This window comes from Psychrobacter sp. CX21 (assembly GCF_057396255.1).
Window position 1 is genome coordinate 60,887 of record NZ_JBXYJG010000009.1, and the last position, 21,709, is coordinate 82,595.

At 38.5% G+C, this 21,709-nt stretch carries 18 protein-coding genes; 13 read left to right on the forward strand and 5 right to left on the reverse strand.

Going from position 1 to position 21,709, the window contains the following annotated elements:
• The first annotated feature begins 5 nt into the window (after window positions 1–5).
• From AC2SLP_RS06800 to AC2SLP_RS06825, 6 genes are all read left to right on the forward strand, one after another.
• Complete coding sequence (locus AC2SLP_RS06800) at window positions 6–1,211, forward strand: cytochrome b (RefSeq protein ID WP_486535967.1); 1,206 nt, start codon at window positions 6–8, stop codon at window positions 1,209–1,211.
• The gene (locus AC2SLP_RS06805; protein WP_486535916.1) at window positions 1,211–1,930 is read left to right on the forward strand and encodes a cytochrome c1; all 720 of its coding nucleotides are present in this window, start codon (window positions 1,211–1,213) and stop codon (window positions 1,928–1,930) included. Before AC2SLP_RS06800 ends, AC2SLP_RS06805 begins: the two co-directional genes overlap by 1 nt.
• 460 nt (window positions 1,931–2,390) lie before the next feature.
• Entirely contained in the window at window positions 2,391–3,011 is a 621-nt protein-coding gene (locus tag AC2SLP_RS06810; protein ID WP_486535917.1) for a glutathione S-transferase N-terminal domain-containing protein, read from the forward strand.
• Between the two features lie 36 nt (window positions 3,012–3,047).
• Window positions 3,048–3,467: a ClpXP protease specificity-enhancing factor gene (locus tag AC2SLP_RS06815; protein WP_486535918.1), complete on the forward strand. Its 420-nt coding sequence runs from the start codon at window positions 3,048–3,050 to the stop codon at window positions 3,465–3,467.
• A 145-nt stretch (window positions 3,468–3,612) separates the two neighbouring features.
• Complete coding sequence (locus AC2SLP_RS06820; protein WP_486535919.1) at window positions 3,613–4,248, forward strand: trimeric intracellular cation channel family protein; 636 nt, start codon at window positions 3,613–3,615, stop codon at window positions 4,246–4,248.
• 70 nt (window positions 4,249–4,318) lie between these two features.
• Window positions 4,319–4,993 (forward strand): trimeric intracellular cation channel family protein, encoded by a 675-nt coding sequence (locus AC2SLP_RS06825; RefSeq protein WP_486535920.1) that lies wholly within the window; start codon window positions 4,319–4,321, stop codon window positions 4,991–4,993.
• Between the two features lie 110 nt (window positions 4,994–5,103).
• Here AC2SLP_RS06825 and AC2SLP_RS06830 read toward each other — a convergent pair whose 3' ends face one another.
• Window positions 5,104–7,089 carry a single-stranded-DNA-specific exonuclease RecJ gene (locus tag AC2SLP_RS06830; RefSeq protein ID WP_486535921.1) on the reverse strand — a complete coding sequence of 662 codons (1,986 nt, stop codon included), beginning with the start codon at window positions 7,087–7,089 and terminating at the stop codon, window positions 5,104–5,106.
• A gap of 426 nt (window positions 7,090–7,515) precedes the next feature.
• Between AC2SLP_RS06830 and AC2SLP_RS06835 the strand changes: the two genes are divergently transcribed.
• The gene (locus AC2SLP_RS06835) at window positions 7,516–8,031 is read left to right on the forward strand and encodes a hypothetical protein (protein ID WP_486535922.1); all 516 of its coding nucleotides are present in this window, start codon (window positions 7,516–7,518) and stop codon (window positions 8,029–8,031) included.
• Window positions 8,032–8,195: 164 nt separating this feature from the next.
• Here the strand turns inward: AC2SLP_RS06835 and AC2SLP_RS06840 are convergent, their stop codons facing one another.
• Entirely contained in the window at window positions 8,196–9,803 is a 1,608-nt protein-coding gene (locus AC2SLP_RS06840; protein WP_486535923.1) for an inorganic phosphate transporter, read from the reverse strand.
• A 279-nt stretch (window positions 9,804–10,082) separates the two neighbouring features.
• Window positions 10,083–11,798, reverse strand: a complete 1,716-nt coding sequence (locus tag AC2SLP_RS06845) for an ATPase (protein WP_486535924.1) — start codon at window positions 11,796–11,798, stop codon at window positions 10,083–10,085.
• 641 nt (window positions 11,799–12,439) lie between these two features.
• Here AC2SLP_RS06845 and AC2SLP_RS06850 point away from each other — a divergent pair.
• The 6 genes from AC2SLP_RS06850 to argF all read left to right on the forward strand — a co-directional run bounded on the left by AC2SLP_RS06850 (window position 12,440) and on the right by argF (window position 19,734).
• Window positions 12,440–13,114 carry an FFLEELY motif protein gene (locus tag AC2SLP_RS06850; protein WP_486535925.1) on the forward strand — a complete coding sequence of 225 codons (675 nt, stop codon included), beginning with the start codon at window positions 12,440–12,442 and terminating at the stop codon, window positions 13,112–13,114.
• 321 nt (window positions 13,115–13,435) lie between these two features.
• A complete protein-coding gene (ubiE, locus tag AC2SLP_RS06855; protein ID WP_486535926.1) occupies window positions 13,436–14,551 on the forward strand; it encodes a bifunctional demethylmenaquinone methyltransferase/2-methoxy-6-polyprenyl-1,4-benzoquinol methylase UbiE in 1,116 nt (371 codons plus the stop codon).
• 88 nt (window positions 14,552–14,639) lie between these two features.
• Window positions 14,640–15,356: a ubiquinone biosynthesis accessory factor UbiJ gene (locus tag AC2SLP_RS06860; protein ID WP_486535927.1), complete on the forward strand. Its 717-nt coding sequence runs from the start codon at window positions 14,640–14,642 to the stop codon at window positions 15,354–15,356.
• A gap of 320 nt (window positions 15,357–15,676) precedes the next feature.
• On the forward strand, window positions 15,677–17,320 hold the full coding sequence (locus tag AC2SLP_RS06865) for an ABC1 kinase family protein (protein ID WP_486535928.1): 1,644 nt from the start codon (window positions 15,677–15,679) through the stop codon (window positions 17,318–17,320).
• A gap of 212 nt (window positions 17,321–17,532) precedes the next feature.
• Window positions 17,533–18,690, forward strand: a complete 1,158-nt coding sequence (gene alr, locus AC2SLP_RS06870) for an alanine racemase (RefSeq protein ID WP_486535929.1) — start codon at window positions 17,533–17,535, stop codon at window positions 18,688–18,690.
• 123 nt (window positions 18,691–18,813) lie between these two features.
• Window positions 18,814–19,734, forward strand: coding sequence for an ornithine carbamoyltransferase (argF, locus tag AC2SLP_RS06875; protein WP_486535930.1), 921 nt, complete (start codon window positions 18,814–18,816; stop codon window positions 19,732–19,734).
• 123 nt (window positions 19,735–19,857) lie between these two features.
• Here the strand turns inward: argF and AC2SLP_RS06880 are convergent, their stop codons facing one another.
• Window positions 19,858–20,694: an alpha/beta fold hydrolase gene (locus AC2SLP_RS06880; protein ID WP_486535931.1), complete on the reverse strand. Its 837-nt coding sequence runs from the start codon at window positions 20,692–20,694 to the stop codon at window positions 19,858–19,860.
• Window positions 20,695–20,841: 147 nt separating this feature from the next.
• The gene (gene rpiA, locus AC2SLP_RS06885) at window positions 20,842–21,501 is read right to left on the reverse strand and encodes a ribose-5-phosphate isomerase RpiA (RefSeq protein ID WP_486535932.1); all 660 of its coding nucleotides are present in this window, start codon (window positions 21,499–21,501) and stop codon (window positions 20,842–20,844) included.
• Between the last annotated feature and the right edge of the window lie 208 nt (window positions 21,502–21,709).

The window sequence follows — 21,709 nt, forward strand, 5'->3', positions numbered from 1 at the left end:
AAGTCATGGGCTGGGTTGACGCCCGATTCCCCGCTACTGAAACATATGAATATCATATGTCTAAGTACTATGCGCCAAAAAACTTTAACTTCTGGTATTTCTTTGGCGTGTTATCTATGATTGTTTTAGTCAACCAGTTAGTTACTGGTATTTGGCTTACAATGATGTTTAATCCAAGTGCTGAAGGTGCTTTTGCTTCTGTCGAATACATCATGCGTGATGTAAAAGGCGGCTGGTTGATTCGTTATATGCATTCCACGGGTGCATCCGCATTCTTTGTGGTAGTTTATCTGCATATGTTCCGTGGTATGTTATACGGTTCATATAAGAAACCACGTGAGCTAATTTGGTTAATTGGTATGGGTATTTATCTGTGCTTGATGGCTGAAGGTTTCTTCGGATATCTATTACCATGGGGTAATATGTCATTCTGGGGTGCTCAGGTTATTCTTAACTTACCTGCTGCCATTCCTGTTATTGGTGATGGCCTGGCTGAATGGGTTCGTGGTGATTACCTAATATCTGGAATCACATTGAATAGATTCTTCGCTTTACATGTTGTGGCAATTCCACTTGTATTGGTGGGCTTAGTATTTATTCACTTAGTTGCACTTCACCATGTTGGTTCTAATAACCCAGATGGTATTGATATTAAAAAGCTAAAAGATAAAAATGGTGTACCTTTAGATGGTGTTCCTTTCCATCCATACTATACCGTTCATGACATGGTTGGTATTGTGGTCTTCTTCATTATCTTCTTTGCAGTTGTGTTCTTCTTCCCTGAAGGTGGTGGTTTCTTCTTAGAGAAACCTAACTTTGAAGTTGCTAATGCGCTTAAAACTCCAGAGCATATCGCACCTGTTTGGTACTACACGCCTTTCTATGCAATCTTACGTGCTATTCCTGATAAGCTCGGTGGTGTTATAGGTATGGGTGGTGCTATTGCAATGTTATTCTTATTGCCTTGGTTAGATCGTTCTCCAGTTAGATCTATTAGATACAAAGGTATATTATCAAAAATCGCTTTAGGTATCTTTGTTGTTAGCTTTATTGTTCTAGGTTATTTAGGTGTTGCCCCTGCTACACCAGTTAATACTATCCTAGGCCGTATCTTTACTATTCTGTACTTCTTATATTTCTTATTGATGCCTATCTATACATCTATTGAGACGTGTAAGCAGCCACCTGAACGTGTTACTGGAGGTCACTAATGAGTGCTTTAAAAAAATCATTAACCGGCTTCGGATTTGGTGTTGCTTTATCGCTAGCTGCAACTACTTCTGCGCAAGCAGCGGGCGGTGGTGGATGCGGAACGTTCACCAATGCAAAGGGTGAAACCGAACATTTAGCCTGTAGTAGTGCTCCGATTGATTTTAACAATAAAGGGTCACTTCAACGTGGTGCTACGATGTTTATGAACTATTGTGTTGGCTGCCATTCAGCGAAATACGTTCGTCATTCCCGTATTGCACAAGATCTAGAAATACCACCCGAACTTGTTGAAAAATACCTAATGGTGACCACAGATCAAATCGGTGATCATATTGAAAATGGTATTGATCCAGAAGTTCAAGCGTCTTGGTTTGGTGCACCACCACCAGATCTGTCTTTAGAGACACGTTTACGTGGTGATGACTGGGTATATACGTATCTTTTAAGTTTTTATGAAGATCCTAGCCGTCCTTGGGGCGCTAATAACTTGGTCTTAAAAAATGCCGCTATGCCTCATGTTTTATTGAATTTGCAAAATGAACTCGGTGAAGAAGAATACCGTAATCGTGTTGGAGATTTAGTGAACTTTATGGCATGGATGGCAGAACCAGTACGTGAAGATCGCAAGCGTTATGGATACTTTGTGATACTTTTCTTGTTGGTATTGCTAATACCAGTTTACTTACTCAATAAAGAGTTCTGGAAAGATGTTAAGTAATCTTGTCATTAATAATAATAACTTGAATTTATAAGGTAATTTATACTTAATTTACTCTATAAATAATTAAAAAAGAGACGATATGATTATCGTCTCTTTTTTTGGTTTTAATTCGCTTAGTTAAATACCCTCAAACAAATCTATTTATATTATAGTCCAACAAGTCTAAATTGTTTACAAGGCAACCGAGTGCCAGTTTTACTTGTGTAGGCTTAGCGAGGTTCACGCTGTAACTATTAATTCACGATGTTACCATTAAGTAGTTAACTGACTATATTTAAGTCTCAGTTATGACAGTAATATATCAAACTAAGATTTTAGTTTGGATTAAATTAATCAAGCTATATTTTCAATGATAATAATATCATATAAGGTTCTTAGACCTTGGTATCTATTCCCCTATTGATTAACGTGTTTAGTTTAGTTACGATGCTAGTCTATTCATGGCGTTAAGTTTTATATGATCGATTCAAATGATATTCCCGATAGTCAACTTATCTTGTATGCTGATGATGGCTACAATAGCCACGTTGTACGATTTTTATTGGCTGAAAAGCAAATTAGTTACTATTTGTCATTACTTGATAGCGAACGTCCTGAAGATTTAAGACAGCTTAACCCGTATAATACTTTGCCAGTTCTAACTCATCGTGATTTTAGTTTATATGAACTAAATGTTATTTTTGAATATCTTGAAGATCGCTATCATGGTCATAAGTTACTTCCTGATACGCCAAAACAAAAAGCGATTCATAGACAATTGGCGTGGCGCATTCAAAATGATTGGTTAAAGCTTGGCCGTATTTTGTTGACGCATAAAGACAGTATTAATGAATCCAAAGCAGATATAGCGCGTCAGAAGTTATCAGATGCTTTAGTTACTCTCTCCCCTGTTTTTAGCCAACATTCTTATTTCATGTCGAATGAGTTTGGCTGGTGTGATGTACTACTTGGGGTTATGCTATACAAATTGGATGAAATGGACATACAATTACCTGTTCATTTAATTCGACCACTGATAGATTATCAGCAGCGTATATTTGAACGCGATAGTTTTATTAAAACTTTAGATTTAGACTGAATTTAGAACCCATCGTTATCTTAAGAAGAATTTAATATGTCAGAAGAATTAAACCTTACCCCTACCCGTCCATATATGATTCGAGCTTTCTACGAATGGTTAGAGGACAATGCCTTAACGCCATATTTGTTAGTGGATGCTACTCAAGATAATTTAATTATTCCGACAGAACACGTGCAAGATGGACAGATTGTCTTAAATATAGCAGGTAGAGCGACTGGCAATATGAACATCACTAATGATTTTATAAGTTTTGCAGCCCGCTTTGGTGGCGTTTCACGAGAGTTATGGATACCTATGCAAGCTGTAATGGCGATATTCGCTAAAGAAAATCAAAATATTATTATGCCTTTTGATCCTAATGAATATGAAAACTATACCTCGGAAGAGTCGGTCAGCGCACAAAAAACTAAACCCAAACCTGAAAACAAACCCGGTTTACGCGTTTTGAAATAAGTTACGAGGGTCTGTATAGAATAGGAGGTCTCTTGATAAAGGGGCCTTTTAATTTGTTTAAAATCTAACCACGGTGCTCTATACCAATACTCTCTACCTCGACGCTTAAACGATACGTTCTACCACTTAGCTAATGTGACCAAACATGCCCAATTATTTTATAAATCCTGACATGTTAATTTATCTTTTCGATATGGTTGGCGTTGTTGCTTGTGCGATAGCAGGTACATTATTGGCGCAGCATAAAGGATTTGATATTGCAGGCTGTATCTTAGTCTCTATGGCAAATGCCATTGGTGGCGGTACTATTCGCGATATAGTGTTAGATCGTCATCCCCTATTTTGGATGACAGATTTAAATTACTTAATTGTCATCACCTTAACTTCACTGATCTTACAGATATTCTTTCATCTGTATCATAAGATAGATAATGCTGTTAAATTATTTGATGCAGTTGGGCTGGCAGCATTTAGTGTGATTGGTTTAAAAGTTGCTTTATCCCAAGGAGTCGATCTGGTAATTGCAGTATTAATGGCCGTTTGTACCGCCATTGTGGGTGGACTTATACGTGATATTATCTGTAATGAAATACCCTTAGTCTTGCAAAAAGAGATTTATATCACCGCCAGTGTTTTAGGCTCATGTTTTTACTTTATGATGGCGCATTTTGGTCTAGACCCTGGTATAAATGATCTATTAACATTGGGCTTTATCTTTTTAGTCAGAATATTGGCCATTGTTTTTGATTGGCACCTACCCTCTATACGTTTAGTCAAATAGCTTATGTAGAACGATAAGGTATAGATAATTCTTAAGCGCCATGTGTTAGTTGAACAAGGTACAACCATTCATGCTTAATTATGTTAGCGACTTGACTAAAACCTTAAGCACCTCCTTTGACCCTAACTCACTTATTTTTACCTTCGATATGATTGGTATCGTAGCCTGTAGTATTTCAGGCACTATACTTGCCAAGCATAAAAGGTTTGATGTATTTGGGTGTCTGTTGGTAGCTATGGTGACTGCCATAGGTGGTGGTACAGTACGTGATGTAATATTAGACCGTCATCCTTTATTTTGGATGACTGGTATGCATTATCTGGTGGTAATCACCATTACATCGCTAACATTCCAGATATTTTTTCATCCTAATTCTCGCCATGTAGATGCTCTACTGAAGCTCTTTGATACGATAGGTCTTGCAGCATTTACGCTCATTGGGATAAAAGTCGCCTCCAGCATGGGGGCTAATATTGCAGTGTCTCTACTGCTTGGTGTTATTACGATAATTGTCGGCGGTATAATCCGCGATATGATTTGTAATGAGATTCCCTTGGTTCTACAACATGAGATATATATCACGCCTGCCTTACTTGGCGGCAGTCTCTACTTTATTTTGCCCAAATTTGGTGTACACACCTGGCTTGCTGAAATTCTTACTATGTTGACCATTTTTGTCATTCGCTCATTAGCCATACGTTACGATTGGCGGTTTCCTGATATTGAGCTTTACAGCACTAAATAGCAAAATATATAGCAGGATATATAGCAAAATATATAGTAAGAAAGGTAAATTCATAATGAGTTAGCTTTTACATTATTTGTATCGACTATTCATTGTTTGCGGTTACTCAATTAAGGTGTTGTTGACGCTACGTCAAGGTCTTTAACTATCAATTGAACACTCTTTTGACTATTCCACTCATTAATGTCCAGCTCAAATAAGATGTGTACTTTACTTGCTTTATAATCCCACGCTTTGGCATCATAATTGAACCATATGGCGTCAATAGGATACATAACGCCTGGATATTTAAGAGATAACTTAAGATGCTTGTCTTTTAAAATACGGAAGTTTAAGATGTCAAACACACCATCAAATTGAGGGGCGACAAAGCCATGCCCCCATATATATTGATTGTTTATTAACTCTGCAAACTGAAGATTAAAGTCCACTGCATCAAGCTGACCATCTGTATATTTCTCTTCTTCAAAAATCTCAGCATCTAATTCCTGCATGGCGATATGAAACGCCTTAGAAAATGATTCGAAATTTTTCTTTTGAAGTGTCAGACCAGCCGCCATAGCATGCCCACCGAAATGACTTATTAATTCTGGCTCTGCCTCCGCTATACCCTCAATAACATCTCTAATATGTAGACCAGGTATGGATCGCGCAGAACCTTTAATGAGGTCTTCTTCCTCAACTTTATCGGTATCTGCAGGAGCAAAAATTATAGTAGGCCGATAGTATTGCTCTTTAAGACGCCCAGCAACGATACCGATGACACCTTGATGCCAGTCTTCTTGGAATAAAACCATCGCACGAGGTGTTGACTCTTTGTCCTGATTTTCTTTTTTATCTATATCAGGCTTACTTAACGCTTGGTTAGATTGAGATTCGCTAATTGAAGTTGATTCGGCTTCTAAACCAGAGTCAGTACCCTTAGAGCCAGTACACTTAGAACCAGTACTCTTAGAACCAGTACCCTTAGAATCAGTACTCTTATTGAGTTCGGACTCTACATCACTTTCGAAATTAATTGACTTAGGCTGCATACTTTTAGTATTAGAATCGTGGCTTTTCAATACTTCTAAAATAGCATCTGCTTCTTGCCGCATACCGCCTTCAACTGTTCGGCGTTCTTTATTAAGCTTATCTAGCTGATAAGCTAAATTTCTAGCGATATTGATATCATCTGTTACCAAACATTCTATACCAACTCGCATGTTATCCATTCGACCTGCTGCATTAATACGTGGCCCAATAACAAAGCCAAAATCTTGCACAGTTACCTTTTTATGATCACGTCCTGCCATCTCGAGTATGGCAAGTATTCCCGCCGAGCAGCGACCCATCTTAATGGCTTGCAGCCCATGACTAACAAGGGTACGATTATTAAAATCCAATATACCGACATCAGCGACTGTACCTAAAGCCACTAAATCCAAATACTGACTAACTTGAACACTAGATCGCCCAGCATCCCGTCGATACTTTGACAATCGGCCCAATACATAAAAAGCTACCCCCACCCCAACCAAGGACTTACTTTCAAAATTACAGTCTAACTGATTCGGGTTAACGATAGCGTGAGCGTCAGGGGCTTTTTTAGTCGTTAGATGATGGTCCGTAATAATAACAGTTATGTCATTCTCTAAAGCCTTTTTGACACCATCGTGGCTTGAAATACCGTTATCAACAGTCACAATGACATCTGGCTCAAAATCATCAATACCAAGCTGGACAATTTCAGGTGTTAAACCATAACCGTATTTGAAACGATCAGGTACTACGAAATCTACATTGGCGCCCATCTTACTTAGTACTCGCATCATCAATGCAGTACTCGTTGCCCCATCACAATCAAAGTCGCCTACGATTAAAATGCGTTTATTCGTTTCAATGGCGTCATCCAAAATTTGGACTGCGTTATCAATATCGCATAACCCATCAGCTGGCAGCAAACTGGATAAAGAATAATCTAGCTCTATTGGCGTAGTGATGCCTCGGGCTAATAATAGACGTACTAATGTTGGATGTTGGTTGTAAAGGCCTCTAAAGGTGTCGGGTAGATCCTTGGGTAACTGGCCTGTATAGCGATTTGAAAGCTTGAGCATAAGGGGTCTTATCTATTGTTAGAAATTTGAATTGAATTGAGACAATACTTTATAATTAAAAAGCTTATAGAAAACAATAGTATATTTACAAATAATTATCCTTCAAAGAGCGATAGATACAAACTTCATCTTGTCAGTGTGTCTAGTTCTATTAAAATTTAATATTATTCATATGCATTTAAATATGCCTGTAGTTTTATTATTTTGCAATAATGACAATTTGCTTTAGTTCAGAGTGCATGTCTTCAATTTACGTTGTACCAAGCCTGAAATTTGCATATTAATAAAAACGAGTTTAAACGCTATAACGATTTAAATACTATAAGTTGTAGGTTCAACAAGTTTGATAATGATAGGTAGATTTCAGAAAAGTTAAAATTTTATTTATCACCCTACTATTTTAATTAAACGATATAAGGACAATCTATGAAAACAGTACCAGCCGCAGAAAAACTACCAGATACTATTGATCCAGATTTAGATTTAGATAAAGTAAGAAAAGAATGCCTTGAACTGGTTAAATCTCGTGCAAAGTATTCTGCTGGTGCAGCAGTCATACCGGTTCCTTTTCTTGATGTAGCTATTGATGCGAGTCTATTAACTCAATTGTTACCAGAGATTAGCGAACGTTTTGGATTAATCTCAGATCGTGAATCTGCTATTGATATACAAGCACGTGAAATTCATTGGAAAGAAATGAAAGATCGTGCTGTCGACTTTGCAGGATTGATGGCAACTCGTGGTGTGGTTAAGAAGACGGTACAGGGCTATGGTGGTCGTATTGTTGCTAAACAAGTGACTAAATTTGTGCCACTCGGTGGTCAATTAGTCGCCGCTACTATCGGCTATATGATTTTTAAGCGTATCGCCACTCAGCATATTAACGAGTGCTACAAATTAGCTAAGAAAATTCAGAACAAACAACATGGTAATAATGTTTAATTTTTAGCATTATAATTGACTACTTAATCTCTACTCATTATATTTAGAGAGTGACACTATTCGCATTTTATAAGCCCTCAATATATTGAGGGCTTTTTGTGTTAGAGCCTTAAGTGTTAAATCAAAAAAAGTGAAGCTCTAAAAGTTAAACTTAATATCAAAGACTAAAAAATATTACTAAGGATAAGATAGCTAATCATAGACATCGTTGCTGCGGCAGGTAAGGTAATAACCCACGCTAGGCCAATAGGCTTCATAAGACCCCAGTTGGTATTTCTATTCACCATACCGATGCCAAGTACAGCCCCTACTAAAACGTGAGTACTAGAAACAGGAAGGCCTAGCATTGATGCCGCCATTACCACAGCAGCTGCGGATAGTTCGGCTGAGAAGCCAGACGCAGGATGCATTTTAGCAAGATTTGTACCAACGGTTTGAATCACCTCTTTACCGATAAACCATAAGCCAACGATTAGCGCCACACCAAATGTAATCATGACGGGACCAGGCACTGCGGCTTCAGACGATATGGCATTATTACGAATTACATCCATAATTGCTGCAAACGGTCCAACCGCGTTTGCAATATCATTTGCACCATGACTAAAGGCAAAGCCTGCAGCTGTAAACACTTGCATCCAACTAAACAGAATGAAAGTGGCTCGGGTCAAGTCTTCTTTATGCTTGCCTTTGATACTTTTAGTATAAATAAAGGTAGTAAGCCAGATCAGCGCGCCAATCATGAACATGAGCAGCACGCTAGTTAACGTAGATACACTCATATCTATGTTTTTTAGACCTTTGAACACAACCATAGCGGTCATAACTACACCGCCAAGAGCGGCCACTAAGGGCACCCAATTACGCAAAGCTTTTAAGGTATCGATATTAGATCTTTCACGTTCGATATCATAAAGCTCTTGATAGTAATCCGTTTCTAAGTCATCACGCTCTGTATCTTCATCTTTATATATCTCTTGGTCACGAACCATTTTGGAGGTATAAGAAATTTGAAGGGATTCAGCTAGTTGACTCACCCACTCTTTGTGACGCTTTTTAAGTGATTTTTTTGCCGCCTTAAGCTCTTTAACTCTATCCTCTACACGGTCGTTATAGGCTAAGATATTAATTTTAATCTGTTTATATAATATATAAGCCAACACCCCACCGAGTACAGGTGACAAGACCCATGACAACGCTATTTGACCAACTTGATCCCACTTAACGGTGCTTAGTGCTAAATCAGTACCACCAATTTGAATACCCATGATTATGGAGCTGCCGACGACGCCACCGATGATTGAGTGCGTGGTAGATACGGGCAATCCCTTTTTAGTTGCAAATAATAACCAAAACGCTGCCGCAATTAATGCAGATAACATCACGTAAATGAACTGATTAGGGGTTACCATTAGGCCATCTAAATCGACAATACCTTTTCGGATGGTGTCCGTCACCTCTCCACCTGCGATAACCGCTCCAGACACTTCAAAAATAGCAGCAACTGCAAGTGCTTGGGGGATAGATAGCGTGCCCGCCCCTACTGATGTACCAAAGGAATTGGCCACATCGTTACCGCCAATGTTAAATGCCATAAAGATGCCAAATAAAGTGGCAACGATAAACAACATGACTTGGTTATGGTTTGTATAATCCAAGCCCCACCACATAAAAAAAGCGGTGACAGCAAATAGAAACAGACCGAATAGAATATTCGCCTTCTTAGAACCGTGGTATTGAGTCTTACCCGGCGTAGTTGTCTGTGGAAGCATGGGATTTCTTAGCCAATCAGATGATAAATAATTAAAAACCCCGATATTTCGGGGTTCCAATGAAAATTCAAATGTATAAATAAAACAGTTTAATATTTATAGATTCTTCATATGCTTAATATGTTGCTCAGTCAAAGCGATCACTAGAGTGACGCGAATTTACCTAACGATCAAGGTTCTCAATTAACCGTCAACATATAGGGTTCTCAATCAACCCTCAACTTAAATTATACATATTATACCTTTGATAAATCAAACTTGAAACAACTGTTTTACGCGCTATTCTCCAAGCGCTTTTTCTAGTCGAGCGATAGCATGATCTAGAACAGCTAGGCGTGCAGTACGTTTGTCATTGGTCGCTACTACGTGCCATGGAGCATATTTAGTATTGGTACGAGCCAGCATATCTGCGGCCGCTTGCACATAATCATGCCATTTATCCCGGTTACGCCAATCATCATCGGTTAATTTAAACTGTTTGTGTGGGGTCTCTTTCCTATCTTCAAACCGTTCGAGCTGCTCGTGTTTGTCTATGGCAAGCCAATACTTAATAATTATGGTTCCTTTATCAGCTAAGTCTCTCTCCATTTTATTGATTTCATCATACGCTCTTTGCCACGCCGCATCGCTTGCAAACCCCTCGATACGCTCTACCAAGACACGTCCATACCAAGTTCTATCGAAAATAGCCACCCGGCTTAATCGCTCATCTTTAAAACAAGGGCTAGTCTCTGGTAAACGGGTCCAAAAACGCCACAGATACGGATGTTGCAGCTCAATGTTATTGGGTGCGGAAATATTATATATTTGGTACTCGCGTGGATCTAAAGAAGACACTAAGCGTTTAATTGCTCCTCCTTTACCAGCTGCATCCATACCTTCAAATGCAAATATCACATGGTGCGATGACTGGTCTGAGTCGTCATTCCTATTGTTGTTTCTTGTTCTGATTAATTCAGCAAACTTTGCCTGTTTTTTAGCAAGCGCTTTTTGATAATCGGATTTATCCATATCTGGATCATCGATATCTGTTAATTTGTCTGGTATATCGGTCCATGAAAAAGCGGCATTAATATTACGTTTTACATGATCGATAATAGGATGCTTACTGTCACTTTGATGACTACTTAATAAAGCGGTTTGAGTCGCTTGCAAAACCTCATGGCAAATTTGAATATTCGCCTCTTTATTAAATCCTATATCTTTATATTTAACTTTCTTATCGTGTTTATTTCTTTTATCGCTACCATCGATGACAACCCAATCTGATTGATGACTCAAAATCACTTTGGCTATTTTATTAAAGCGTTTTACTTGTTTTTTACTATTCCAGTCCATTTGATATAGCCAATGCGGATCTTCTTTCGCATCTTTCAATCTATCCTTCAAAGTATCTTCATCGATGTGAAACCAACATTTCAATATCTTGGTATGATTGTTAGATAATTGAGCTTCAAATTCAGATAAAACACTCAGCTGTTTTAAAATATATGCCGCCCATGTATCTATCTCATCCTTTTTACCCTTAACCTCTTTACCTTTTTTATCTTTTTTATCTTTTTTGTCTTTTTTGTCTTTATTGTCTTTTTTATTTTCCGCCTCAGTTTTCATAAGCTGCATAGCGCCCACAATTAGGTCTGCATACCAATTTCCAAAATAAGCTGTAATGTTTCCGTGCCTAGGAAGCTTTGTGGCATGTGCTTGCCATATAGGTTCACTAAGGCTTGGTACAGTACCAATGGTTGCTTCAACATTTAATAGCCGAGGGTCAACCCATTCTCTTAATTGAGTAACCGCAGCACCTTTGCCTGAAAACTCCATACCATTTACCAGCACTAGCAGACCAGTCTCTTGACCCTCTTGGCGTGTTTCACGCAGTGCATATTGAGCTTTAACCAGCTCCAGTCGAAGCGTATTTTCATCCATATGAAATTTACTCAAAGGATCAGCTCCCAGTATGGCATCAACGATTTGAGTGTTGTCATTACTAGACATATGTTTTCCTTGATTAGTTATTAATTTATAGTTATTAATTTATAGTTGTTAATGGATAGAGTTAATTTATAGTTTCTATCAATAGATCTTTATTTATACTTTTGAAGAAATATCTCTCAAGTATAGCGCTTTAATGTGTTGGTTTTACTGCATACAATTTAGCATAGAGAATTTAGCTCTAATTTATTAAAGAATTTATATATGCCCATTAAGTTGCAGTTGCCAACTAATAGGTTTTTATATTGTCCTACTAAATCATATTTAGAGGTGTGAGGCTATATGACCCTAGTTAAATTATTTTATTAATTTATGCATGATGCTATTTAATATAAAATAGTAATCAATTTGGGCAATGTTTATATGTTTACTTATTTGAAATATAAGTTCTGCACCACTTAATATATGATAATTTATCAACAGCTTTAAACTATTTCACAATTGTTTTAGTGATTGTGATAACAATTTTGATGCTAATTATTTAATGTTCGTTATTTGTCGTTTGTTATTTGACGTTAGTTATTTAATATTTGTTATTTAAAATTTTGTATTTAGGGTCTGCTAAACATATTTTATCAGCTGTAAGTTGATATGCACTGTTAGCCCTCAACCTATTATAACCCTTGTATATTTGGAGATAGTATATGACTGCATTAACTGAGCTAAGTGAGGATATCAAAGAATATTGGAACCTTCTCCATCATAATAACCCTGAGCTCAACGCTAAGCTACATGAGGTTCAAACATGGCAAAAAAAGCGTATTAGTAATACCCATAGCGAGTTATTCTCACAACCTAAAAACAGACTCATGGCAGACTATTTTTTAAACAATCTGTATGGCGGTGACTCGTTAAATGAAGTCATCCAACAACTTGAAAAGATTTTACCAAAAGCTAAAAAGGTAGAAAAGATTGCCCCTGCTACCGCTTTAGAAACGGGCGTACTGGGTATTCGTACTGCCATCAACTCGACTAAACTCGATGTAGATCTGGCGAAATGGTTACTTGAGAATAACCTGGAAGTGAATCAAACCAATATGCATGAAGCCTATAGAGCAGTTGACTCAGCCAGCGCGCGTAAACAACAAATAGAAGACTTAAGACAGGTGTGCTACCGAAGCGACAAATATCTAAATTCTTTTATATTACATAAAGTTTTTAAGCTCACCAAAAAATCTGCTTACAAGCACAATCTACAACCCTTATATAATTTCATTGAATCTGGTCTAAATGCGATGAAACCTCTTAAAAGTGTTAAAAACTTTATCGATCCGTTTTGTAAGCGTGAACTTGAGATAATCAATGAAGTACATGGCTAAATGAGCGCCGACTCAACGAACGATAATTAAGACAGTGTGGCTTGTGGTTCAAGGTACTATAGGCTGAATGTAGAATAGGCTAAATGTACAATAGAAGCATAAGCATCTTCCATCCATTTGAGGTATCATTGATCTATCAGTTCACTGTCAATATTAATATAAAAACAAAATATTATTAAGGCTTTTATAGGGTATTAATACAATGCCATCTAATTACCTTTTTTAGACAGTACATCCCTACAAATCAAAGCTTGGTCAATGGCTAAGTATTCGTTTATAACCTTAGCCTTACGTTCTTATTATATTTAATCAGGATCCATAATGAATCAACAAAACAATATTACCAATACTTCTGATGACAATACTGCCAGTCTTCAAGATAAATTGGTTAAAGAATCCATCAAACATAATGATGAGCTAAACGGCAAAGTGAAACAATCTTTTCAACCTACAGACGAGCATCAAACTGTCTTAAATGACCAATTTAGCAGTGTTGATGACTTACCAGCAGGAATTCCTCAGGGTCAGCAAACCACACGTCCTTATACCTCTAGTACATCAACCACATCCAGTCACGACACGAGAGCTCAAGCTAATCAGCAGGCGTCTATTCGTGCAGAAACGGGTCAATCTGATTACGCGAAGTTCAATGAGAAAGATGATATAAATAATCCACATACTGCAGATACCGATGGCTTAGAAGAAACGCACTTTGGGTACAAAAAAGTAAAAAAAGCTGAAAAACAAGCCCGCGTGGCAGACGTGTTTACTTCCGTTGCGCAAAAATACGACATCATGAATGATTTGATGTCCTTTGGTATTCACCGCCTATGGAAACGCTATGCGATAAGCTTATCAGGTGTGCGTGCAGGTCAGCATGTATTGGATATTGCTGGCGGTACTGGAGATTTGGCCAAAGCGTTTAGTAAGGAAGTAGGTAGAACCGGTAAGGTTGTCCTCTCAGACATCAATGCTGCCATGCTTGATGTTGGCCGTGAAAGACTCATCAATTCGGGATGTAACAATGTTGATTTTGTATTAGCAAATGCTGAAACTTTAGCGCCCTTTGAAGACAATAGTTTTGATCTATTAACAATAAGCTTTGGACTACGAAATGTCACCGACAAACAGGCTGCGCTTCGCTCCATGTACCGTGTACTTAAGCCAGGTGGACGGTTACTTATTTTAGAGTTCTCAAAACCTGTGTTTGAGCCTTTATCTAAAGCGTATGATCTGTATTCATTTACAGCTTTGCCATTAATGGGCAAAATAGTTGCAAATGATTCTGAAAGCTATCAGTATCTTGCTGAATCTATTCGTATGCATCCAGATCAACAAACCCTAAAAAACATGATGCAAAATGCTGGGTTTGTAAACTGTGATTATCATAACCTAACGGCTGGTATCGTCGCTGTGCACCGCGGCTTTAAGCAGTAGCTTTTAAAAAAAGCTTTATGCGCTTAGATTTACACTATTTCATACACATTAAGACTATGATTCAATTAATTTTAATTCAGGTATATATATGATAACGGTTTTGCTTTTAGCAGGTATTGAAAAGCTCGTTAACTTTGCATTATTGAGTGACAATATTACGAAATCTGGACTAACACCATTGTCTGGTAAGGTCTTGCGATTAAATCTTGCTATGCCAAAGGTTAGTATTGATGTGTTATTCAATGAAGACCATATTCGTCTGGAACCCGTGAGCCAAATTCCTGATAGCGTGTTTGAAACCGCCACGTATGCAGATAATGATACGGATAGCGAACGTAGTTATGCGCGTCAACAACACGTTAAGGTAGGTCATACCCAACCAGATTGTACTATTAATATTGATAATATCGCTGAACTCTTAAACCTTATGCGCGATACAAGTGGTAACCTACCTATTGAAGGAGACTACAAAGTTTTGATGCAGGTCAAGCAGCTTATATCTGGTTTTAACCCTGATATTGCATCTCAGCTTGAGCCATTGATTGGTACCCCACTAGCGATTCAACTAAATTTACTTATTCGTTCCTTAAAAGGGAATGTAGCACATACTGCAAAACATGCTTTTAACGACGTGGCTGATTGGGCTAATGATGTTGCTGGCAACGCGCCTCAGGACCCTGTTGTTGAACAAGAAGTGAGTGATTTGAAACAGCAATTGCTAAAGCTTCGAGCAGATGTTGAGCGCGAAGAGGCCCGTTTGGCTATGATTAAAGCCGAGCAAGAGCGTCTTAAAGGTCATCAATAATGAAAGTAAAAAGAACAGCGATAAGTACAGCAATAAGTACAGTGATTGAGGCTCAATCTACTTAAGCTAACGTTCAACTTAAGTTAATGTTTAATAGAATCTAGTGTCAATGATTTAAGTATTTTAGTCTTTAATCATTTATAGAAACTCTAATGAATTAATAGGTTATCAGTCCATACGGATGATAACCTTTTTTTATCTAATTTTTTTAGATTGATATTTAATTTATTGGCTTAAAACCTATTAACCTTTATTCTTATATTCGCATGAGCATGATATGATAATGCTCATCAATTATGTCTTAGTGAATGTCTCTTATTATGTTGTTAACTCATCGCAAACGTCTGATGGAATTGTGGCAAATTGCTGCCAAATATCGCCTTGATACGCACCTTCCTATAGAAGATGCCCCTCAGTTACAACCCGCTGCTAGGCTTATTAAAACTCATCCCAGCGCTTGGGGTAAAAAACATCATCCCAATGGTGTGAAGCTTTCGCTCGAAGAGATGGGGACCTTGTTTCTTAAATTGGGTCAACTGCTCTCTACACGGCGTGACTTAGTGACGCCTGATATTATTGAACAGCTAGTACAACTTCAAGACAGGGTAAAACCCTTTGGCGTAGAGACTGCTATAGAACAGATTGAAAGTAATAAAAATGGGTTAGGTAAGAGCATCGACGAGCTATTTAGACGTTTTGATACTAAGCCATTAGCCGCCGCTTCTATTGCACAGGTACATACCGCCTCACTACATGATGGACGAGAGGTGGTGGTAAAAGTAGTTAGACCTGATATTCGTGATCGCATTATTGAAGATTTTGAATTATTGCGCGACTTAGCGCAGTGGGCATCCGCGCGCATTGAAGCAGCTCGTGCAGTTCATATTATCGATATTGTTGAAGATTATCGTCAAATTATGCTAAATGAGCTGGATTTGACGTATGAAGCTGACAACACTACGCAGATGCGCAATAACTTTTTTGGCTCAACGATGATGTATGTCCCAGAAGTTTATATGGCGTCTAAAAATGTCATGGTTATGGAACGTATCAGCGGTGTACCCATCTCTCAAACGCAAGTGTTTGATGAAAAAGGCTATGATCGCGCGGCATTGGCTGAGAAAGGGTTAACGATTTTTTTCACCCAAGTCTTTCGTGATAATTTTTTTCATGCCGATATGCATCCTGGTAATGTGTTTGTTGAGACCCTTCCAGATACCGCGCCCGAACCTTATCGTTATTATCCACGCTATATAGGTCTCGACTGCGCCATAATGGGCGAATTATCCCGCGATGACCAAATGATAGTGGCACGTATGCTATTAGCGGTTATGAATAATAATTTTTCTAATTTAGTTGATATCGTTAGCAGAGCTGGCTGGATCCCGCCTAATACAGATAAACACGCCCTAACTCGTGACATGCGCCGCACGGTTGGACCCATGGTGCTAAAACCTATAAATGAAATTGACTTTGCTGGTGTACTAATGGAGATACTAGATATTGCCCGTCGCCACCATATGAGTATACCTCCCCAGCTAATGTTATTGCTTAAGACACTGGTTCATGTCGAAGGTCTTGGTAGAGACTTGTACCCTGATCTTGATATTTGGTCTCTTGCTAAGCCTATTTTAACTGGCTGGGTTAAGGAGCAACTAGACCCTGCCCGCAATATGCGAGAGATACGCGAGCAGTTGCCTGAACTGATGCTTTCCACAACTCAATTGCCCAAACTGGTTGATCAAAGCTTACAAAGTATGGCGTCATTAGGATCAAGACAAGACCAACAATTGCGTGAAATTCAAAGCATTCGCGCTGATATATTAAATAATAGACGACTGGATTGGATGGCTCTACTAGGCTTTGGCATTAGCATTGCTATAGCCACCCAAGTTATAGGATGGCTATCCCCGCTATTTTATTTTATAGCTATATTGATCGTGCTATGGCGTATCGTGAACTAGAGGCTATATAGAATTTACTAATTTTAGTTCTTTGATTCGGGTCTGTTAGTTCATGCGCTAAATATAGTTAGCGAACTACTAAACGGTTACGATAGTATCCTCGTTAAGCCAACTTATACTCGGTTGCTTAGTAACCATATTAGACTTATTTGACTATATATAAGTTATAAAATATAGGTTATTAACCGATAAAATTCATTTGGTGATACTTGATGCGAACCGCTACTATTTCAATTGACACCGCTGCACTTGCACATAATCTTAATCAAATAAGAAGCAACATACCTAAAAAAACAAAAATATTAGCTATGGTAAAAGCCGATGCCTACGGTCATGGCATCGAAAACTGTATAACCGCTTTTGCTAACGCAGATGGTCTGGGTGTGGCAAGCTTCCAAGAAGCTCAACAGATTCGTCAATTGAGCTGGATAAAGCCACTAATTCTTATTGAAGGCGTGTTTAGTGAAGACGAATGGCATCAGGCTATTGACGCCGACTGCCAGTGTTTAATCCATAATAATCATCAAGTAGAATGGGCGCTAAAGTCTATACCTAGTGAACATTTATCTATCGAGCATTCGCCTAGTAATCAATTACCTAAAAAGCCGGAGAGCCTAACCATTTGGCTTAAGCTGAATACGGGTATGAATCGATTGGGATTTAATGCTAACAGTATTGAAACAGTAGCTAGCAAATTATCTGATGCAGGCTATGAGATTATCTTAACTAGCCATTTTGCAAACGCGGATGTAAAAGACTATCCTCTAAATAATGATCAGATTAAAATATTTTATCAAGTGCTTACAAAATTGCGTTCGAAGCTTAATAAACCTATAAAAGCATCGCTATGCAATTCAGCAGGTATTATTAATTTTCCAGAATGTCATTATGACTGGGTACGACCCGGAATTATGTTATACGGTAGCTCGCCCATATCGTCATTAAATGCAGCTGATTTAGAACTCATTCAAGCTATGCGACTTGAAGCAAAGTTAATGGCTATACATCCTATTGATAAGGGCACTCCTATAGGCTACGGTAGCTGCTTTAAAGCTTTAAAACCTATGGTGAAAGGTATCGTAAGTATCGGGTATGGGGATGGGTATCCTAGAGTGTTGGATACGGCTGCATGGGTCAGCGTCATACAAGATGATATACATTATGCTTGCAAGGTTATTGGACGAGTGGCCATGGATATGATCGCTATTGACCTCACTCATGTTCCAAATCCTAAGTACGCTTGCGACGTTGTCTTATGGGGCAACAAGGTTCATGAGCCTAGTATAGATGACATTGCAGTCTATGCGAATACCATAAGCTACGAGCTATTTTGCCGATTGACCCAGCGTCCTACAAGATATGTGATTTAGACTTTCGAGTTAACCTCATATTAAAACGGTCAAAATATTTCACATCTTTATAAATTTCGCTATACTGTTTGATTTGCTATATAAAACTGTATTATTGAATCATATTTATATGAAGAGAATTTCATGAGCGTGCGCCATTTTTTAACCTTATTAGACCTATCTCCCACTGAGCTTAAAGCGCTCATAAAGCGTGCGAGTGAACTGCGTAAGATGCAACACGCTGGTGAAGTCTACCAACCCTTTATTGGACGTACTTTGGGTATGATATTTGAGAAATCATCTACCCGAACTCGTATTTCATTTGAGACAGGTATGGGTCAATTTGGTGGTAATGCCATATTTTTATCACCCAAAGACACCCAGCTTGGACGCGGCGAGCCCATTGAGGATTCTGCGAGGGTCATCTCAAGTATGGTTGATATCATCATGATTCGTACCTTTGAACATGAGATGGTTGAAACGTTCGCAGAGTATTCTTCTGTGCCTATAATTAATGCCTTAACAGACGATTTTCATCCCTGCCAGCTTTTAGCTGATATGCAAACGTATTATGAACATCGAGGCAGTATTAAAGATAAGATAGTCACTTGGGTAGGCGATGGTAATAATATGTGCTCCTCCTTCATGATGGCGGCGAACCAATTTGGATTTGAGCTAAGAGTGGCCACTCCTTACGGCTTTGAGCCAGACCCAATATTGATGGAGAAGTTCAAACATTGTGTTAGTTTGGTAGATGACGTTCAAGATGCTGCAAAGGATGCGCATCTTATAGTGACAGATGTCTGGGCCAGTATGGGTCAAGAGAACGAACAAGCGACTCGGGCTAGACGCTTTGCCAATTATCAAGTTACCCCCTCTATGCTAGACAAAGCTGACCCTGATGTTCTGTTCATGCATTGCCTGCCAGCGCACCGAGGAGAAGAGATATCTCACGACTTATTAGACGACCCTCGTTCTGTTGTCTGGCACGAAGCAGAAAACCGACTACATGCACAAAAAGCGCTTATGGAGTTTTTGTTAAAAGACAAAATTAAACTCAGCTGATGTTATAGTTTATTTTTCATACAGATTTATAGCAAGCATTTAACAAAGAGCTTTATTGTATAAACAAATCAGACTAAGCTATGCTTGGTCTGATTTGTTTGTCAAAACTAGAGGCTGTCTACTTTAACCCGCTTGTAGTTCAATGAAGGTCTCAATCACTTTATTAAGCTGCTCCGGTTCTTCTACTGTCGTAGTATGTCCAGACCCCTTGATAACCGCAAGCTTAGACCCTTTAATTGCAAAATGCATTTTTTGAGCTTCTGGGTATGGCGTTGGCACATCCTCATCACCGACAACAATGAGCGTTGGCAGATCTATTTGAGGCAATCGGCTCAACACCTCTTCTCGATCTATCACACCGCGAGTTGCTTTAACAGCGCCTTTTTTATTGTTGTTTTTGAGAAATTTCTTCCATTTTTTAAGCTCTTTTCTACGAGACTTATCATTAATAAATGTTTTACCAAACATGATGTCTATGATTTTCTTGCCAATAAAATCTCTTATACCGACAAAACCAATCACTTTAATTAACTTTTCGTAATCTACTTTCTTAACAGGGTTTTCAGCCTCAGCGCCAGTATCTAGTAGCATAAGTGTTTCTAGTAAATCTGGGCGTTTTAAGGCGACGCGCTGTGCGACATAGCCACCCATTGATAACCCAATAAAGTGACATTTTTGAATATCCAACGCTTCTAGCAGTGCAATAGCATCATCAGTAAGGGTATCCATATCGTACCCAGTCTTGGTCACTTCTGACTTACCCTGCCCTCTAAAGTCAAAAGCTATACAGCGGTAATCCTCTTTAAAATGCGCGACTTGCTTATCATACATATGTGTACCCCAAAGCAGCCCATGAGCAAACATCATTACTGGCTTACGCTGATCGGCAGGCAGCTCATTTTGTTCCGGCGCACTGTCTTCATAATAAATTTTAGCGTTATTGATCGTTATCTTTGGCATATTTTTGGTATCCTTACCTTATGAAGCATTAAATAAACTAAATCAAAAAACTCATCAGGAGTTTCTTGAAAATAATGCAGCTATACTAATAGATGCTACGAATGAACTATAGCAACTCAAATCTATAGGGATAACCGAAGATAACGACTACCGAGTCAACGTCTCTACGCCTTTGGTTTTAGCAACTAATAATTTATCAGCTTGATTTGCTGCAAATATACCATTGCAAACTACCCCAACGATATTATTCAAGGTAATCTCCACGTTGGCTGCACTGTCTATCTCAAGCTGGTAAGTATCTAAAATAAGATTGCCATAATCTGTAACAAACCCTTCTCTATACACGGGGTCTGCGCCAAGCTTAACCAATTCTCGTGCCACATAAGAACGCGCTTGTGGTAAGACTTCTATGGGTACAGGAAACTCTCGCCCTAATTGAGTCACCATTTTGCTCTCATCGACCAAACATATAAACTCTTTTGACGCCGCTGCGACAATTTTTTCGCGGGTTAACGCCCCGCCCCCACCTTTAATGAGCTGCAAATTGGGATTTACCTCATCGGCCCCATCTATATATAAATCCAGCTCTCCTACAAAGTTTAAATCCATCACTTCTATACCTAACGCTTCAAGCTTTTCTTGCGTTACTTGAGAGCTTGCTACAGCACCTTTTAAATTTACTTGCGGCAATAAATCTATTAAACAGTTGACGGTACTTCCTGTCCCCACACCCAGAATCATGCCATCTTGAATATAACGAATTGCTTCTTGTGCGACCTGCTGCTTTAGCTGCTGTTGATGACTCATGACTGCCCTTATAATGAAGTTTTTAAGATTTTAATAGGTATTGATAGATTCAAAGCTGTATAGAATTAAACATATTATATCTTAATATGATGTTCAACAGACTCTAATGCCATTATATGACTAATTATTTAGGTGTAGACCTTGCACGATTTTAAAAAACAGAATAGGCTTAACCCTCCTATAATATATAATTTTAAACTATCAACTT

Coding starts and splice junctions, on each gene's coding strand:
- AC2SLP_RS06800 (WP_486535967.1), top strand. CDS start 6: ATGGGCTGGGTTGACGCCCGATTCCCCGCTACTGAAACATATGAATAT.
- AC2SLP_RS06805 (WP_486535916.1), top strand. CDS start 1,211: ATGAGTGCTTTAAAAAAATCATTAACCGGCTTCGGATTTGGTGTTGCT.
- AC2SLP_RS06810 (WP_486535917.1), top strand. CDS start 2,391: ATGATCGATTCAAATGATATTCCCGATAGTCAACTTATCTTGTATGCT.
- AC2SLP_RS06815 (WP_486535918.1), top strand. CDS start 3,048: ATGTCAGAAGAATTAAACCTTACCCCTACCCGTCCATATATGATTCGA.
- AC2SLP_RS06820 (WP_486535919.1), top strand. CDS start 3,613: ATGCCCAATTATTTTATAAATCCTGACATGTTAATTTATCTTTTCGAT.
- AC2SLP_RS06825 (WP_486535920.1), top strand. CDS start 4,319: ATGCTTAATTATGTTAGCGACTTGACTAAAACCTTAAGCACCTCCTTT.
- AC2SLP_RS06830 (WP_486535921.1), bottom strand. CDS start 7,089: ATGCTCAAGCTTTCAAATCGCTATACAGGCCAGTTACCCAAGGATCTA.
- AC2SLP_RS06835 (WP_486535922.1), top strand. CDS start 7,516: ATGAAAACAGTACCAGCCGCAGAAAAACTACCAGATACTATTGATCCA.
- AC2SLP_RS06840 (WP_486535923.1), bottom strand. CDS start 9,803: ATGCTTCCACAGACAACTACGCCGGGTAAGACTCAATACCACGGTTCT.
- AC2SLP_RS06845 (WP_486535924.1), bottom strand. CDS start 11,798: ATGTCTAGTAATGACAACACTCAAATCGTTGATGCCATACTGGGAGCT.
- AC2SLP_RS06850 (WP_486535925.1), top strand. CDS start 12,440: ATGACTGCATTAACTGAGCTAAGTGAGGATATCAAAGAATATTGGAAC.
- ubiE (WP_486535926.1), top strand. CDS start 13,436: ATGAATCAACAAAACAATATTACCAATACTTCTGATGACAATACTGCC.
- AC2SLP_RS06860 (WP_486535927.1), top strand. CDS start 14,640: ATGATAACGGTTTTGCTTTTAGCAGGTATTGAAAAGCTCGTTAACTTT.
- AC2SLP_RS06865 (WP_486535928.1), top strand. CDS start 15,677: ATGTTGTTAACTCATCGCAAACGTCTGATGGAATTGTGGCAAATTGCT.
- alr (WP_486535929.1), top strand. CDS start 17,533: ATGCGAACCGCTACTATTTCAATTGACACCGCTGCACTTGCACATAAT.
- argF (WP_486535930.1), top strand. CDS start 18,814: ATGAGCGTGCGCCATTTTTTAACCTTATTAGACCTATCTCCCACTGAG.
- AC2SLP_RS06880 (WP_486535931.1), bottom strand. CDS start 20,694: ATGCCAAAGATAACGATCAATAACGCTAAAATTTATTATGAAGACAGT.
- rpiA (WP_486535932.1), bottom strand. CDS start 21,501: ATGAGTCATCAACAGCAGCTAAAGCAGCAGGTCGCACAAGAAGCAATT.